Consider the following 14,789-nt stretch of genomic DNA (forward strand, 5'->3'; position numbering starts at 1 on the left):
GCTTGTCTCAGTAATGTACCGTGAGGTAAATAATTTTTGCCTGGTTAATCACGTAAAGTACAGATTGCAGAAGGAGAATTTAAAACTATTGATAGTCGTGAATTAAGCACTTTCAAGAATCAGCGTATTTTCTCGAATATCTGGCCAATACTTTCTCTACTACTGCCGGTACTATATTGATCTGCCAATGAAATCAGTTCAGCTACTATCTGTTGGCCAGTTTCATTAACACGATCGTACTTTCTTCGTCGCTCTAGAGGTAAGCCTGGTGAGTCAGCAATAATTGTGAGTATGGTATCAGTAGTGTCGATAATTTGTTCAGCAAATGAAAGGCATTCTCTAGCGAAGGTCAGAGAATCAATAGCGCTCCTCTGTACATCTACTGCTGCTCGCCTAAAGTTAATTACTGCTCCGCCATGGATCTCCAAAAAGTCCTTGTCGACTCCAGGCCCTATTAGTCTCATCTCTAATCTCGATTTTGCCAAGTCGCGAGCCAATGGTGAGAATTTCGGTTTCAAGCGCTCATACAGTGGAGCTATTTGTATAGCTGCACTATCAAATGCCCTCTTAACGCTACTATCCATACCTTCTGTTGGACTAACACGCTCGCTTCTGGTTCTGACCAGTTTGTGAGCTAAGTAGTTCATAACATGCGCTTTGTCAGCAGGGTCAACAGTTTCACCATCAACCATATCTTTGGCGGTGAATTGAAGCTTGTTGTAATAATCAGATCGATCACGATTATCCCAATTATCACTTTGTAACACATTATTAAAAGCTGCCAATTCCCTTCTTTTTGCTGTCGTCTCTGGATTGGGGCCATTATCTGGTCCTTGGCGTTGAGCCTCACTCATCGGGATTTTATAATGTTCTTTTCATGATACCATATCCTTACCAAACCTGAATAGCTAACCGTTTCTCTCCAAACCCCTTTCTGCAACCTATTGTTAGGTATAACCAAACTATCAATCGCTGCCTTTGTATTTTCTCTCATAGAGTGGTAAAAGGCATATTAACAATTTTTTATGTTGAGAGTTTTTAGAGAGCGAGCAATAACCGATCCAATTGAAGTTGATCCTGATGCAGAATTAGATATATATCTAAGAAGGTGGCGGGTTGACATGTTAGCTTATAGTGTTGGTGGTCATGAATATGTACTTTGGGGAGCAGACTCTAATGATTTAGAACGAGTATATTCTGATCGTTTATATGAAAACAATCCTGCCAGGGACCATTTAGCAAGGGCAATTGCAAGTGAACATAAAAAAGCATACACAGCTGCCTGGTATCAACTTTATTTATCAGTCTATTTTGGCTGTCCTGTAACCCTACAGTATGTAAAAGGGGGACTGAATGAAGCTAATGGTTATCCCTATCAAAGTTTTGGTTTTCAGAGAAAATATGATGCTAGTGAATTGGCTGCTTTCGCTGAGCTTATGAAGAGTTATTGCGAACAGCACGGAGTAAGTTATGAGCATCTACCTATTATTAGGAGCGAGAGAGCAATTCCTGAGCCTTTGCTAAAAGAGTCCTTATTGGACCGAACCGTTACCGTTGATTTACAGCCAATTCCATTACTCACACGCAGAAGACTCGCAGGTATACTTGGAGCTGGTATTTTATCTGCAATTGATACTGCCAAAAAGGAAACTGTCAGTTTGTAGAAGCTAACATCAAATAAGATTTATTTAGCAATTAGAGCTTGTTTCTCGTGACTCTTAAAAAGGTTCCAGTATATGTAAGCGACGATAAGCATTAGTACTTGCGTGATAATAATTGGTTCAATGACACCTAAGTGATCTGCAATTAATCCAAATATATAAGCAAAGACAGCAAAGAAAGTGTTGCTAAAAAGAGAATTAATTGATCCCATAGTAGCTCTCTGTTCATTTGTAAACTCAATCTGCATGAGAGAGCTCAGAGCGACGCCTGCTATACCGAAGAAGAAAGCTGTTATGGCTATTAATAAAGGGGAAATGATGGTAGGGAAAATGACTGCAAGTACTATGAATATAATTCCAATGATTTCTCCTATTAATAGAACTCTGAAAGTCGAGAATTTACTTACTATACTTCCTGCATATCTTGAGCCTAAAAATGAGAAAAACTTATTCATTGCTTTAGCTACTCCCAAGCTCCATAATGGCCAAACTGTACTGAGAAAAGCTGGCATAAATTGATTCTGTGTCTCTCCCATACTGAATCTCAAGATGGATGAAAGGCTCAATTTGCGTAATTTACTATTAGTCAGAAAGGCATGAAATGACTCTTTAAGATGAGCAAAGATATTAGAAGTTTGTGCTTTGTTGATGGTCTGTGGCTCTTTAATTCGAAAACTTATAATGAGCGCTAACAATTGCGGCAGAACAGATAGCCAAAATACCCAAGCAAATGAAAAGTTAGCGACTATACCACCCAAAAGAGCAGATAGGCCCAAAGCTATTTGCAAAGTGGCACTGATTTTACCGCTATGTTCTTGAAAATGCATTTCCTCTTTTGTCTCCCCAAGAGTGTCATAGAGAAGAGCATCGTTATTCCCACTGAATAATGCATCCTGAAGCCCTGCCAAAACAGCTCCTAAAATTAAGATAAAGAAGGAGGAACCAATGGCGTAACAAATGATTGAAAGTAAACTGGCCAGAGATCCTAAAATGAGGGTTTTTCTTCGTCCAATCCTGTCTGAATAGACACCAGTTGGTATCTCAAAAAGGCACGTGCTTAGTGAGAAAATAGAAAATACTAGAAGAGCTGAGGCTAGTGATCCTGTAATACTTGCAAAATATAAAATGGCAATTGGCGAATAAGGCCGAAACCAGATAAAAAAGTTGAACCATTTCATTAGCCGTATATTCGAATGAACACCCATAAATCTAATCTGGATAAACTTATACAGATTAGATAGTAATTCTAAGTAGGTGTTTAATCAAAAATCATATCTGAAGCTTCAAGCATTAGATTAAAGATTACACCAAAACTCGCCATGTTTAAGAAAGGGTAGGGCGTATTTCTATTGTCTTTCTAATAGAGCCCTAAATTCTTCTCTATCCATATTTACCAATTTACTATCAAAAGAAAGCGGAGATTCTGTCATTTCATCCCCAAACCAATCTGGAGGTGTGAAGTTTTTTGCCTGTTCTACTGAAGTAAATTCTACTTCTATACGCATAAGACCTGCAAATAAGCCTCGGTATACTTTCAAAGTAATTTGGGGATCTGCAAGATGAATCAAATAACTGTCTCTTACTAAAGGTCCCTTAGCAACTTTCTTTAATGCTTCAAACTCTTTTGCTCCTATGACTAATTTTGCTTGTGTCCTCGTCAGTTCTCCGATCGCTTCCATGCGTTCCAACTCATAACGATCACCTCTTTTCTGAAAGCGTAATGAAACTGTATCGTCTGCGAATAAATAATATCTTTCGTCCTGAAGAGGCTTGAGATCAGTTAAATCAGGCATGGTTCTTACTCTCCATTTCCTTTCAATTTCTTGTTCCATAAATATTCATTATTTCTATCTGAATCTTAGTTATCCTAAAAATAAAAGTCTATTGTTACCTTAAGCTAGCTGATTCTATGGGCATTTGTCTAAAAGGGGCAATCTGCTTATACTTTTAATTGCTAATAAAATAGCCTATGAAATCCTTTTTTCTCACTCTTAGTATCGTTCTTATTGCCACTACGACACTGGCTGCATGCGCTAATAAAGAAATTCCGAATGCCACGCTAAATACCCAGACATCAATATATTGTTCTTCTGATGGTTCATTTACAGCTATTAAGCCGATTCAAAGTCACCGTTCTTATTGTCTGCAATCTGATGCCAAAGGAAAAGTGTATACCGCAAATCAAGCTAGTTCATACACCTTCGCCATTCGTGATGATCAGGGGACTGTTGTAAAAGACTTCGCCATCACTCACACGAAGCCAATGCATGTAATCGTGGTAAGAAAAGATCTCAATTATTTTCAGCACCTACATCCTGAATTTAACCAAAGTACTGGTACATTTACTTTATCAAACCTGGCTTTTCCAACTGAAGGACAATATCGTATCTTTGCTGATTTTGCAGTAACAGGCGGGCAAATGGACCCAATGAATATGCCATTAGGTATTACCAGCTTCGAAGATGTCCAGGTTGGTAATAATTATCACCCTCAGGCAATTGGTGCTGAAGAAAAAGTGAAAACATTCGAAGGCTACCAGGTGTCATTAGACACCGGGACACCATTGCAATCTAGTAAGGAAGCGAAGCTTGCCTTTGATTTGAAACAAAATGGTAAATCAGTTACAGACTTACAAGAGTATCTTGGAGCTTTGGGGCATACGGTAATTCTGCGTGAAGGCACACTAGACTTTATTCATGCACATCCTGTAGAAAGTATTAATCAGCAGCAGAGTGGAAAGGTGAACTTCATGGTTCATTTTCCAGAAGCTGGTAAATACAAGATATTTACCCAGTTCCAAAGAGCAGGGAAAGTGGTCACTACTGATTTTGTAGTGTCTGTCGCGCAAGGAGAAGAGGATTCAGGAATGATAGATATGGGTACTAAAATGCCCGGCATGAATCATTCAATGATGAGATATTAAAGATGCGCCAGCTGCTGCCTTGTGGACTGGCATCAATTATAAGGCTCTCCGTCTTTTTTGTAAGCCATTACTAAAGTTGATAGAGACGGGCCCAGAGGTTGCAACCTTTCTGCTATTCAATGTCAGGGACTTGTTTTAAGTATTTAGGATTCGTTTTCTTAAAACGGTTTTTCCTGAACCTGTTTTGAAGTATTGTTCCAATTCTCTAGCCTGTTTTTCAGTTGGTAAAGCAATATAGCCTACTAACTCTAAGGGTAAAAAACGTCTCGTGGAAATTACATAACCGTTTTGATGTTGGAAAAGTCTTCTACTCAGAGAATTAGTCGATCCAGTATAGAAAAACTGTTTTTGTTTGTTTTCAAGAAAATATACATACCACATAGAAAAAGTTACTACTCAATCTAGTGTAGTAAATAAAAAATGAAAAAGGCTCAAATAGTGTACAGTTGATCCATAAAAGAATCTCTTACATCATGGCATGCCTGCGCGTATTAACGCTTCGGCAGCCTAGCACTGCGCTCACTCACTGCTCGCTATGTGCTAAATAAGCAGACATGTAAAATTAGCCTGTCAGAGTTGGCCTGCCAGCCGAAGCTCGCAGAGCGCAGGCTGGTGGAGATGGGCGGAATCGAACCGCCGTATAAGAAGAACCAGGGTAACCCTCTACGTTTATAGCTTGTTTTGCTTACATGATTGCAATAGAGAACAAGCAAAAAGCTGCAGTCGTGTTTCTTCCTAAATACTCTTTAGTACGGAAGAAGACTAAAGAGATGTATCAGAAGGTTGCGATAAAAAGGACCTGAATACATACACGTCTCTTTTCACCGTCTCCAGCGAAAAGGCCGGAGATAGCGCTAGTAAACTATGCAGCTAAAGCAAATTGGAGTGAACCAACAGTGTTTTGGCCTTCTAGAGTACGAGCAGCTGCTAAAGATTCAGCAGTTAGATTTTTCTCTATGGATCTAACGGGAATAGAGAATCCCGTAAACGCCAGTTACGCTAGTTGCCTTCCTAGCAAAACCGATCATCCCCAAATTATTAAAGAACTAAAAAGCCCTGCACCATAAGGATGCAAGGCTTATTATACTAAGTCCTCAAGAGAATACTAGTAGATCTCGTATGTCATGGTTACATATGCCGTAACTTCTTGGCTTCCGGGTTGTAATACTGGTGCTGGAGGTGCGCTTGGTGCAGGTGCTCCTACTTGAGCACCAAAGCTACGGTCAGTCGCTGATGCATCATAATTCTTATCATAGCCGCCCCCGCCCATTTCATTGCCATAATAAGGCATTGGAGGATAGTAACCACCTTGATCGTCAGAGAAATTAATCACTTTACCCAGTCTTACGCCAGCTTGGCGAGCAAGGGTTTGTGCTTTTTCTTTAGCTTTATTGAAAGCTTTCTCTCTTGCTTGGCTCTTCAATTGCTCAGGATCATCGATGGTGAAGTAGATTTGTCCCACTTGATTTGCTCCAGCTGTAGTTGCCTTTTGTAATATCTCGCCTGCTTTGTCTTTCGCACGCACTTTTACCTCCAAACCTTGCTCAGCGCGATAGCCAACAATTTTTGATGGATCAGTATCATAATTGTATTCAGGATCTAAGTAATAGCTGGTCGTACGGATATCTTTCTCTTCTACTCCCATACTTTTTACTGCTGCCAAGACAGCATTCATCTTTTTCGTATTGTCATTGCTTGCTACAGCTACAGTCGCACCCTTACTAATTACTGTGAAATTCATTTGAGCAATATCAGGCACGCCAATAACCTTGTCTTCAGCGGATACAACAATCGTGTTTTTATAATACTCATGACTTTCTTTGTAGGTCTTGAGCGACTCTACACCTGTCTTTACTGACAATAAAACTAAAAATACTGCCACCAGTACAGCTACCACTTTGCCTAGAACAGTTTTTAAAAACTCCATGGATGTTCATTTAAGACGAAAGCATTCTAATAGCAACGATTGTTTTATGCAAAAGAATCAAAGAATTTTATTCTTGGTACAAGTTTTCTTTAGGGCCATTCACTGGTAAATAGTTCTGTTGTACCACATGTCCGGGATAATCATGAGGATACCGATACTCTTTATTTCCTTCTTTGGTTAAATGCTGAGGGACTTGTAGAGTAGGATACTTTTTTAGGTATTCACTAACCTTTCCCATGGCCCGAGTGACATCATTATTTTTAGGGGCTCGAGCTAGATAAATACAGGCATGGGTAAGAAAAAACTGGCCTTCTGGGTAACCAACATTAATAAAGGCTTGAAATGCATTGTTTACGAAGATTAATGCTTGTGGATCGGCCATGCCTATATCTTCTGAAGCTAAAATAAGCATGCGGCGGAAAATAAACTTAGGATCTTCACCCGCTTCAATCATTTTCCATAGCCAGATTAGGCTGCCATCGATATCGCTACCGCGAACACTTTTGATAAATGCAGAGATGGTATTGTAATGTTCATCACTTCTTTTGTCGTAGCGAATGGCGTGCTTTTGTAAAAATTGGCGCACGGTGTTGATATCAGTTTGATATCTTTTGCTTTCAATCAATAATTGTAAACTAGTAAGTAGGCTTCTGGCGTCTCCCGCTGCTATTGTCAACAAATAGTCAATTACTTCCTGAGATAAAGTTACTTTGTTCTGATACGTAGTTTTTAAGGCTCGCGCTAATATTTTCTGCAAAGCTTCTTTTGCCAATAAATTTAGCTTGTATACTGTTAGGCGAGAGAGAAGAGCGGCATTGATTTCATAGGAAGGATTTTCGGTAGTAGCGCCAATAAGAATAATATCGCCAGCTTCTACCGATGGGAGCAAAGCATCTTGTTGAGCTTTGTTGAAACGGTGGATTTCATCAACAAATATAACCGTCCGTTTACCATAGGCTCTAAATCTTTCTTTAGCTTGTTCACAGTGTTTTCTTAGATCTTTTATTTTTGCTTCAGTTGCGTTTAGTTCCACAAAGTGAGCATCAAGAGAATTGGCTAGAATTGAGGCGAGGCTAGTTTTCCCCGTACCTGGTGGCCCGTGGAGAATGAAAGAGTGCAAAATCCCACTCTCTAAAAGTTTGCTTAAGTTTCCTTCAGGACCAATAATATGTTCTTGGCCGTAGAAGTCGGAAAATGACTTGGGGCGTAGTTGGTAGGGAAGGGGGAGCATGAAAATTACAAATAAGGGGCAAAAGTACTATGGAACTAATGGTAAAAGTACTCTGTTAGTTTCAATCAGCCAAGGTGAGCGAAGAAATTGTGTGTTTAATAAAGAGCTGTTGCTAGAAATGGGGAATCCTTTATAGTATGTGCTTCTGGGCCAATATGTGGTAAAATATCATGAACTAGTCATATGCGAAAATTTTATTCTGCCATTCTTGTTATCTTACTGTTTTCTGTTGTTGTTCCTTATGTGGAGGCTAGAGAAATTGTTGCTGGTGTTTCTTATGAAACTAGAAGTATTCCTCGTTCTCAAGGAGCCGCTGTGCTGAGAGCCGTGATTGCTGATACCAGAAACACTCGAGTGAGAGTAGAGGGTAAAGGGAGTGCTCAAGTGTGTAATCAGAAGTTTTCTCCTCCTGAATTAGTGACCTTGGCAGGACAAAATGATTTTATTGCGGCGGTGAATGCACAATTCTTTAATAGTCAAGGAAAAGCAATTGGTGATTATATTGGTAACAGTATTCAGTATGGTGCCAATTGGCCTTCTATGAGAGAGTCGGCTAATTTTGTGGCTATCGATCATAACGGTGATATTGTTACCGGTACTGAGAATCTTACTCCGGCAGCTGCTAGTCGCTATAGTATGTTTATTAATGGTATCTTTAAAATCAATCGTAATGGTAGTTTGCAGGATATCACTCCGGAGCAAGTTACTACATCTTTTGATTCTGCTTATTCAAGTGATAGAGGCAATGCTAGAGGTACCATTGCGCGTACGTACTTAGGTATTAATCCCACGCAGCATAAAATCATTTTGCTTACTGGTGGGGAAGGAACTTTTCGCAATAGCAATCCCCTCGATAAAGGTGTTACTCCTCAAGAAGGGGTAGACTTTTTGAAGTCACTTGGTGCTACTGATGGCTATATTATGGACAGTGGTGGTTCTACTATGATGCGTCAGAGTGCTAGATTTTTTACTCCAGATGAAAGTTTTGCTACCGATGGCCGCTCTTTGGGCAATCTACTAGTTGTTCGTTCGGGCCGGCCACAAAGTGAGCAAGAAACGGCAGCATTGCCAGTGAAACAATGTCGTGATGATGCTCCTCAACCTGGTCCCACTGGTACGCAGCCAAATCAAGCAGGAACCTCTGCCACTGGAGCAGGTGGTACTAGTGCTGGTGGCACTGTTCAGCAAGGTCAGCTTTTTGTTCCTCCTCAAACTGTTCCACTGGAAGTACCAATAGGTGGTGTGACTATGATTGGTGGTAATGAAAACTTCATTCTCACTTATAGTCGCGTGCTCTTTGGTTTTGCTGCCGGCTTGGTGGGACTTTTGGCATTAATAATGATTATTGTTTCAGGCTTTCAAATTATTATAGGTGGTGCTGATGAGATCACGAAAGCAAAAGAGCGTATTGTCGGCTCAATTTTAGGACTGGTATTATTATCTACTGGTGGTTTTATCTTGTATGTTGTTAATCCTTGTTTCTTTGGTTTTGGTGCCAACTCTGCTTGTACACCAAGAGCGATTAATGGACATGAGTATCAAGCGCCTATTAGCTCTATTTTTAGCGGTAATGTTGGTGATGGTGGTGCTACTAGTTCACAACCGGGGCAACCACATAGACCGCGTACACCGATCCAATATGCTCAGGAAAAGATTGGTGAGGCGAATTCTCGTTGGCAAAGCTATAGTGCTGATTTTACCCGCATGACTAACCAGCTTTTTGTTGGTGCTGCTCCAGAAGCATTTTTAGGATTTGCTAGTAATGGTGGTATAACGGAATTAACTCCAGGAGGATCTTTTCAGGCTATGGGTATGTTTGGAGTACCTACAAATACTGGTTCACCAGCTCCAATTGCAGGTGGCCGTGATCGTTGGTTTCCTTTAGCTTCTGATCCTGCTGTAGTGCAATTTTTAGGAAGACCAGCTAGTACCGAGCCTGATGCTTGGAAAACTGCTGTTCCTGATCAAATCGCTGTTGGTTATGCTCATCTACGAGATGAAGGGGATAGTGTTATGGCTGCTTTGCCAGCCTCAATCCGCACTACAAATCGTGGTTCTCCTTGGTTCATCGCGATGGCTTTTATGGGGTGGAGTAGTGGTTCAGGTACTGCGGCCAGAATTGTTTCGCCTTTTGCTGGTCAGTTGGCGGGTGTCAATGACAATGAGAAATGGGGCAGATTTGTCCAATTAATGGCTGATGCAGGGATCAATGGCACTATCCGTCCGCAAACTAATACCAGTGGCAGATTTGATAGTCATTCGCCAGGAGATAGTCCCGTTAACCGTTATGACACCCATGATAATCCTTTTTATTCTGTGGTGAGAACAATGCAAAAGTTAGAGGCAGGAATGTTATTGGCTCAACAGCATGGAGGCAATACAGCATTTTTTGCTTATCCTGCGAATGTTAATCGTATCAATGTGCAGCAAACTATAACTAATTTAGGCTATTGGGGTACGGCTACCAGATAATAAAAAAAGCGTTTAGGATTAACTCCTAAACGCTTTTTTTGAATTCGAATTATTTAGATGAACTTAAGGAGTAACTAAACCACTAGCGATAGATACTACCTTAGCAGCCTGCTCTCGAGTAATAAAGTCATTGGGACCAAATGTTGTAGGAGAATAGCCTTTGACAATATTGCGGCTAGCAGCTACTTCGATATAGCGGATTTGGTCAAGATCTTTAACGTCTGAGAACCGACTTACTGAAGCTGATCCGGGAGCGATCCCATTAATACGTAACAAAATAATCACCGCTTCAGCTCTGGTGATACTTCGCTCAGGATAAAAATATTTCAAGCCACCGACAGTGAATCCATTTACAATCTGATTAGCTGATGCGTAATTTACGTAGGTACGTAATGAATGGTTGAAGGGAACATCCTTGAAGGTGCTTTCACTATTTTGGTAGAGACTAACGGACTTGTTTGCTGATAATAAAGCAATCTTAAGGAATTCAGCTCGGGTGATATTTCTCTTAGGTTGGAAGCTACGATCAGAATAACCAGTGATAATATTGCGACTTGCTAGAGCGGTGATAAAACGAGCAAACTCGGAAGTACTAGAGACATCAATAAATGAAGTGTTGCCCGTGCCTGGAGTGTTAAGCGTGCCAATCTTAGTTTCCAAAGCATCAAGCGCTTCTTCTACAGCATCAGTTTCTTCACCTAATTCGTCTTCTTGATCACCAAATTCTTCTTCATAATCATCATCAGTACTATTATCTTCTACAGCATCTCGAGCATCATCTACTGTATTCAAAAAGTTTTGTACTGCATCCTCAATATCATCAAAGTTATCTTGAGTAATAGTACCTGTAATACGCTTTAATTCTGTTTCTACATCATTAACAATTTCGATAATATCACCGATATAAGTATCCAATTCTGTTTCAGTATTAATACTGGTAGCATCCTCATCCTCAATAGATTCAACATCTTCTTCAAAACCCTCAATCTTATTGATTATTGAGCTCACACTAGCACTGCCGGCACTAGTGCCAAAGGCCAAGCGGGCAATTCGGTCCATTTCGCTGTCGATATCATCTTCTTCACCATCACGATATTCATTTCTCTGATCAATGAATGAGGTTTTCAATGATGTGATTGTTCCTCCTGATCCCGTTCTGGTTACCAGGCGATCGAAACGTTCATCGACTTCATCATTGAAGCTTTGGACACTTTCATCGATTTCATCAAAGTTTGCTGTACTAATACTGCCCGTGATCTTTTCAAGAGCATCAACTACATCTTCAGCTTCAGCAATCAAATCTTCGAAAAAACTATCTAAAAGTGTGCTCGTGGTAATAGCATCAACATCAGTTCTTAGGTCATCTACATTGTCTGTTGCCTCATCAATGTCCTCTATGACGCCATCAACTATTGTAGCAGAGGTGCTGCCGGATGTTCCGCCGGTAAGTGTTGCTTCTAACGCGTCGAAACCTTCTTCTAAATCATTCAATTCCTCATCATCTTCTAAGTCGTTCTTCGCATTATTAAATGCTGTTTGTAAACTAGTGGTAGAGATGCGTGAATCGATCACACGAAGGGTTTCCTCAACTTCCTCAACAAAATCATCATAAGCATCTTCAACTGTATTCAAGTCAGCTTGAGTGATGGGACGATTGACCGAGCGGATTTCGTCATCGGCATTTTCTACAATACCAGCTAATTCCTCAAAAAAGTTTTCAACATGAGTAGTGGTGGTAAAATCACTAGATGAATCATAGCTAGTGTCTGTGCGGAGATCCTCTACTTCTTGAGTTGCGTCATCAAGGGCGTTTGCGGCTGAACTCGCAGTTTGCGCGAGAGCAACAGGAGGGTTCAGGGTGAGCAGGAGCAAGCTGGCTATACCGACACTTGCAAAGGACTGCAAATACTTTTTCATAAGGAAAGGTTAGAAAAAAACAATTACAAAATTAAGTTACTACAAAGCCTCACATTCATCTAGTACGATCACTAAAAGATTTCTGTTACTTTTAAGAATTCATGGTGCAAGATTCAATTTAAAATGTCCCAAAATGGTGGTAGACACAATGAAGAATGGAACCTTTTGGACTTTGGCGCATAATGTCTACTGGTTACATCAACATCAGATCCCTCCACTAGGTCGGGATGACAGTTTAGTGCATTTATTGCTCAAAAAAATTGGTCAGTTTTTACTTAACTAGTCAATAACTGACTAGGCTGTTCGAGCAACACATATCCCTCCGTTTGTCATTCCGTGCGAAGTCGAGGGATCTAGTTAATAAGCGGAATCTCGATAATACCTTCAATATTTTATAAGCTCAAATCTTGCTTCTTGAAGGTTGCATTGTATAGTGTTTTTGTCTTTTTCGCTTAGAATAATGAATGCTGATCATAATCAATTGCCAATCTCTTTTTCTTCACTTGAGGCGCAACGACAATTGCGGGTGGATCGTTTGGAGATTTTAAAAAAGCGGGGAATAGATCCTTATCCAGTTAGCAGTAAGCGAGATTATCGCTTGGCAGAAGTGAAAAGTTTTTTTACTCAGGAGCAGCATCCGTTCATTGGGGACACTACGCAGACTATTACTTTGTCAGGAAGAGTGAAGTCGAAACGTTTAAGTGGCAAAATTGCTTTTGCTCAAATTGAAGATGAAAGTTTGCCTACAGGTTTTCAATGTATATTTAAATTGGATATGTTAACGAGCACTGAAGAGAAGGTGCTCAACTTTTCTGATCTCAAGACTTTGATTGATGAAGGGGATTATTTACAGGTAACTGGTTATCTTGATCGTTCGCAAACAGGAGAGCCTAGTATTTTTGTGACTGCATATACTGTTTTAGCAAAGTCGCTTCGTCCCTTGCCGGAAAAGATGGATTCTGAATCGAGATTTTTAGATCGTGTGGCTGATTTTAAAATGAATAGTAAAGATGAAAAGGGGCTTGCTGGTCGAGACATTATTCGTATGAAAGCTAAATATTGGCAAATTTGGCGAGAGGAAATGGCGAAGGAGGGATTTTTGGAAGTAGAGTGTCCTATATTTGAATCTGTACCTGGTGGAGCTGAGGCTAAGCCTTTTACCACTTTTTATAATGAGCTGGATCAGGATATGTATTTGCGAATATCTCTGGAACTTCCTTTAAAAAAACTCATTGCTGGTGGTTTTGAAGCTGTCTACGAAATAGGGAGAATTTTTCGTAATGAAGGTTCTAGTCCACAACACTTACAAGAGTACACCCAGATCGAATGGTATATAGCCTACAAAGATTATGCATGGGCTATGATTTTTACTAAGCGTGTTTATCAAAGAATAGTTCAAGAACTTTTAGGCACTATGACGCAAGTGGATTATCATGGTCATGAAATTAATTGGGGGGAATGGTGTGATGAGACTGAAGCAAAAAAGAATAATTGGGAATTGGTCGGTGGATGGCCTAAAATTCCTTATTTTGATGCTGTTCGCTATTTTTCTCAAGGGGCAATTGATACTGAAGGGAAAAGTCTGGAAGGGCTTTGCAATTTAGCAAAGAGCTTGGGGATTGAAGATATTGACCCTAAACATGGTATGGCTACTGTATTGGATAAATTATGGAAAAAGGCGAGAGTAAATACCACACATCCATTTTTTCTGATTCTTCCGCCAGTAGAATTAGAGCCTTTAGCGAAACGTGATCCAGCAAAGCCTCATCTTACCCAGAGATTTCAAGTAGTAGCTGGAGGAGCGGAGCTCGGTAAAGCATTCAGTGAATTGAATGATCCTATTGATCAATTCGGCCGTTTTTCAGTGCAGCAAGCTGCCAGGGACGCGGGTAATGAGGATGCTCAATTTATGGATACTAAGTATGTGGAAGCAATGGAATATGGCATGCCTCCAATGGCTGGTTTTGGTACCAGTGAGCGCTTCGTATCTTTCTTGTTAAGTAAACATATTCGCGAATGCGTTACTTTTCCTCATGTCCGAGAGCAAGCTAATACCAGTGGAAAAGCTAAGCGCACTATGGTTGCTCATGCTGTTATTTTGGATACGCCGGATGTTCCTAATTGGTCTAAGCTTAATGCTGCTGCCCATTTGACGGCTTCTTTGGGAGCGAGAGAAGGTAAAAAGTTAATTTATATTGATCACAGCACAACCAGTGATGGTGAGCAAATTCCAATGAATATTCAGCATGCTATTATGATGAAATCAGCTACTACTAAGGATGATCTTGTTGCTTTGAAGAAAGCAGCGGAAGCACAGGAGTTAGTAGTTACTTGTTTTACTAAAGAAATGCGTGAAAGTAGCAGTGATGCAAAGGTAAAAGAATGGCAAGAGGCGAAGAGATTGGCTGATGTGGACTTTCTCGGTGTTTTGGTTTTTGGCGAAAAAAAACAAGTAGAAGCCTTAACTAAGCAATTTCCTTTGGTGCAGTAAAGAAATGTTTGCATAGGTTAAGAATACTTGGTTAAATTAAACAATAGGTTGGAGAAAATAATATTGAGAGAGTTAATTTGAAGAGGTTGTGAGAATGTTCATGCTCATATCTAAAGATAAATTGTTTCAAATAGAGGTTTCGGTATTTCTTTGACACTCCATGGTGA

Annotated in this window: 11 protein-coding genes and 1 other RNA gene; 4 read left to right on the forward strand and 8 right to left on the reverse strand. The window is 40.2% G+C overall.

The annotated features are described in order from the left end of the window. Positions 1-119: 119 nt before the first annotated feature. Entirely contained in the window at positions 120-854 is a 735-nt protein-coding gene (locus HY817_05010; protein MBI4836591.1) for a hypothetical protein, read from the reverse strand. Between the two features lie 171 nt (positions 855-1,025). Between HY817_05010 and HY817_05015 the strand changes: the two genes are divergently transcribed. Next, on the forward strand, positions 1,026-1,664 hold the full coding sequence (locus HY817_05015) for a hypothetical protein (GenBank protein ID MBI4836592.1): 639 nt from the start codon (positions 1,026-1,028) through the stop codon (positions 1,662-1,664). A 20-nt stretch (positions 1,665-1,684) separates the two neighbouring features. On the opposite strand, the gene HY817_05020 is transcribed toward HY817_05015, so the two are convergent. Both HY817_05020 and HY817_05025 read right to left on the reverse strand, forming a co-directional pair. Continuing rightward, a complete protein-coding gene (locus HY817_05020) occupies positions 1,685-2,839 on the reverse strand; it encodes an MFS transporter (protein MBI4836593.1) in 1,155 nt (384 codons plus the stop codon). A gap of 168 nt (positions 2,840-3,007) precedes the next feature. Further along, positions 3,008-3,493 carry a hypothetical protein gene (locus HY817_05025; protein MBI4836594.1) on the reverse strand — a complete coding sequence of 162 codons (486 nt, stop codon included), beginning with the start codon at positions 3,491-3,493 and terminating at the stop codon, positions 3,008-3,010. A 137-nt stretch (positions 3,494-3,630) separates the two neighbouring features. Between HY817_05025 and HY817_05030 the strand changes: the two genes are divergently transcribed. Further along, positions 3,631-4,584, forward strand: a complete 954-nt coding sequence (locus HY817_05030) for a hypothetical protein (GenBank protein ID MBI4836595.1) — start codon at positions 3,631-3,633, stop codon at positions 4,582-4,584. Between the two features lie 135 nt (positions 4,585-4,719). Here HY817_05030 and HY817_05035 read toward each other — a convergent pair whose 3' ends face one another. From HY817_05035 to HY817_05050, 4 genes are all read right to left on the reverse strand, one after another. Further along, the gene (locus tag HY817_05035) at positions 4,720-4,965 is read right to left on the reverse strand and encodes a GIY-YIG nuclease family protein (GenBank protein MBI4836596.1); all 246 of its coding nucleotides are present in this window, start codon (positions 4,963-4,965) and stop codon (positions 4,720-4,722) included. 229 nt (positions 4,966-5,194) lie between these two features. Next, positions 5,195-5,616, reverse strand: a transfer-messenger RNA (tmRNA) gene (gene ssrA, locus HY817_05040). A 73-nt stretch (positions 5,617-5,689) separates the two neighbouring features. Then, entirely contained in the window at positions 5,690-6,511 is an 822-nt protein-coding gene (locus tag HY817_05045) for an SIMPL domain-containing protein (protein MBI4836597.1), read from the reverse strand. 67 nt (positions 6,512-6,578) lie between these two features. Next, positions 6,579-7,742 carry a replication-associated recombination protein A gene (locus tag HY817_05050; GenBank protein ID MBI4836598.1) on the reverse strand — a complete coding sequence of 388 codons (1,164 nt, stop codon included), beginning with the start codon at positions 7,740-7,742 and terminating at the stop codon, positions 6,579-6,581. 183 nt (positions 7,743-7,925) lie between these two features. Here HY817_05050 and HY817_05055 point away from each other — a divergent pair, with 183 nt between their 5' ends. Next, positions 7,926-10,214 carry a phosphodiester glycosidase family protein gene (locus HY817_05055; GenBank protein MBI4836599.1) on the forward strand — a complete coding sequence of 763 codons (2,289 nt, stop codon included), beginning with the start codon at positions 7,926-7,928 and terminating at the stop codon, positions 10,212-10,214. A gap of 63 nt (positions 10,215-10,277) precedes the next feature. On the opposite strand, the gene HY817_05060 is transcribed toward HY817_05055, so the two are convergent. Beyond that, positions 10,278-12,131 (reverse strand): S-layer homology domain-containing protein, encoded by a 1,854-nt coding sequence (locus HY817_05060; protein MBI4836600.1) that lies wholly within the window; start codon positions 12,129-12,131, stop codon positions 10,278-10,280. Between the two features lie 460 nt (positions 12,132-12,591). On the opposite strand from HY817_05060, the gene HY817_05065 reads away from it, so the two are divergent. Beyond that, positions 12,592-14,622, forward strand: coding sequence for a DUF2000 family protein (locus tag HY817_05065; GenBank protein ID MBI4836601.1), 2,031 nt, complete (start codon positions 12,592-12,594; stop codon positions 14,620-14,622). Positions 14,623-14,789 lie beyond the last annotated feature (167 nt).

It is taken from the genome of Candidatus Abawacabacteria bacterium, assembly GCA_016207805.1.
Taxonomy (GTDB): domain Bacteria; phylum Patescibacteriota; class Gracilibacteria; order RBG-16-42-10; family RBG-16-42-10; genus JACQZO01.

What these genes read in the sequence shown, in the direction of transcription:
- HY817_05010 (MBI4836591.1), bottom strand. Translation starts at nt 854, where the DNA reads ATGAGTGAGGCTCAACGCCAAGGACCAGATAATGGCCCCAATCCAGAG.
- HY817_05015 (MBI4836592.1), top strand. Translation starts at nt 1,026, where the DNA reads ATGTTGAGAGTTTTTAGAGAGCGAGCAATAACCGATCCAATTGAAGTT.
- HY817_05020 (MBI4836593.1), bottom strand. Translation starts at nt 2,839, where the DNA reads ATGAAATGGTTCAACTTTTTTATCTGGTTTCGGCCTTATTCGCCAATT.
- HY817_05025 (MBI4836594.1), bottom strand. Translation starts at nt 3,493, where the DNA reads ATGGAACAAGAAATTGAAAGGAAATGGAGAGTAAGAACCATGCCTGAT.
- HY817_05030 (MBI4836595.1), top strand. Translation starts at nt 3,631, where the DNA reads ATGAAATCCTTTTTTCTCACTCTTAGTATCGTTCTTATTGCCACTACG.
- HY817_05035 (MBI4836596.1), bottom strand. Translation starts at nt 4,965, where the DNA reads ATGTGGTATGTATATTTTCTTGAAAACAAACAAAAACAGTTTTTCTAT.
- HY817_05045 (MBI4836597.1), bottom strand. Translation starts at nt 6,511, where the DNA reads ATGGAGTTTTTAAAAACTGTTCTAGGCAAAGTGGTAGCTGTACTGGTG.
- HY817_05050 (MBI4836598.1), bottom strand. Translation starts at nt 7,742, where the DNA reads ATGCTCCCCCTTCCCTACCAACTACGCCCCAAGTCATTTTCCGACTTC.
- HY817_05055 (MBI4836599.1), top strand. Translation starts at nt 7,926, where the DNA reads ATGCGAAAATTTTATTCTGCCATTCTTGTTATCTTACTGTTTTCTGTT.
- HY817_05060 (MBI4836600.1), bottom strand. Translation starts at nt 12,131, where the DNA reads ATGAAAAAGTATTTGCAGTCCTTTGCAAGTGTCGGTATAGCCAGCTTG.
- HY817_05065 (MBI4836601.1), top strand. Translation starts at nt 12,592, where the DNA reads ATGAATGCTGATCATAATCAATTGCCAATCTCTTTTTCTTCACTTGAG.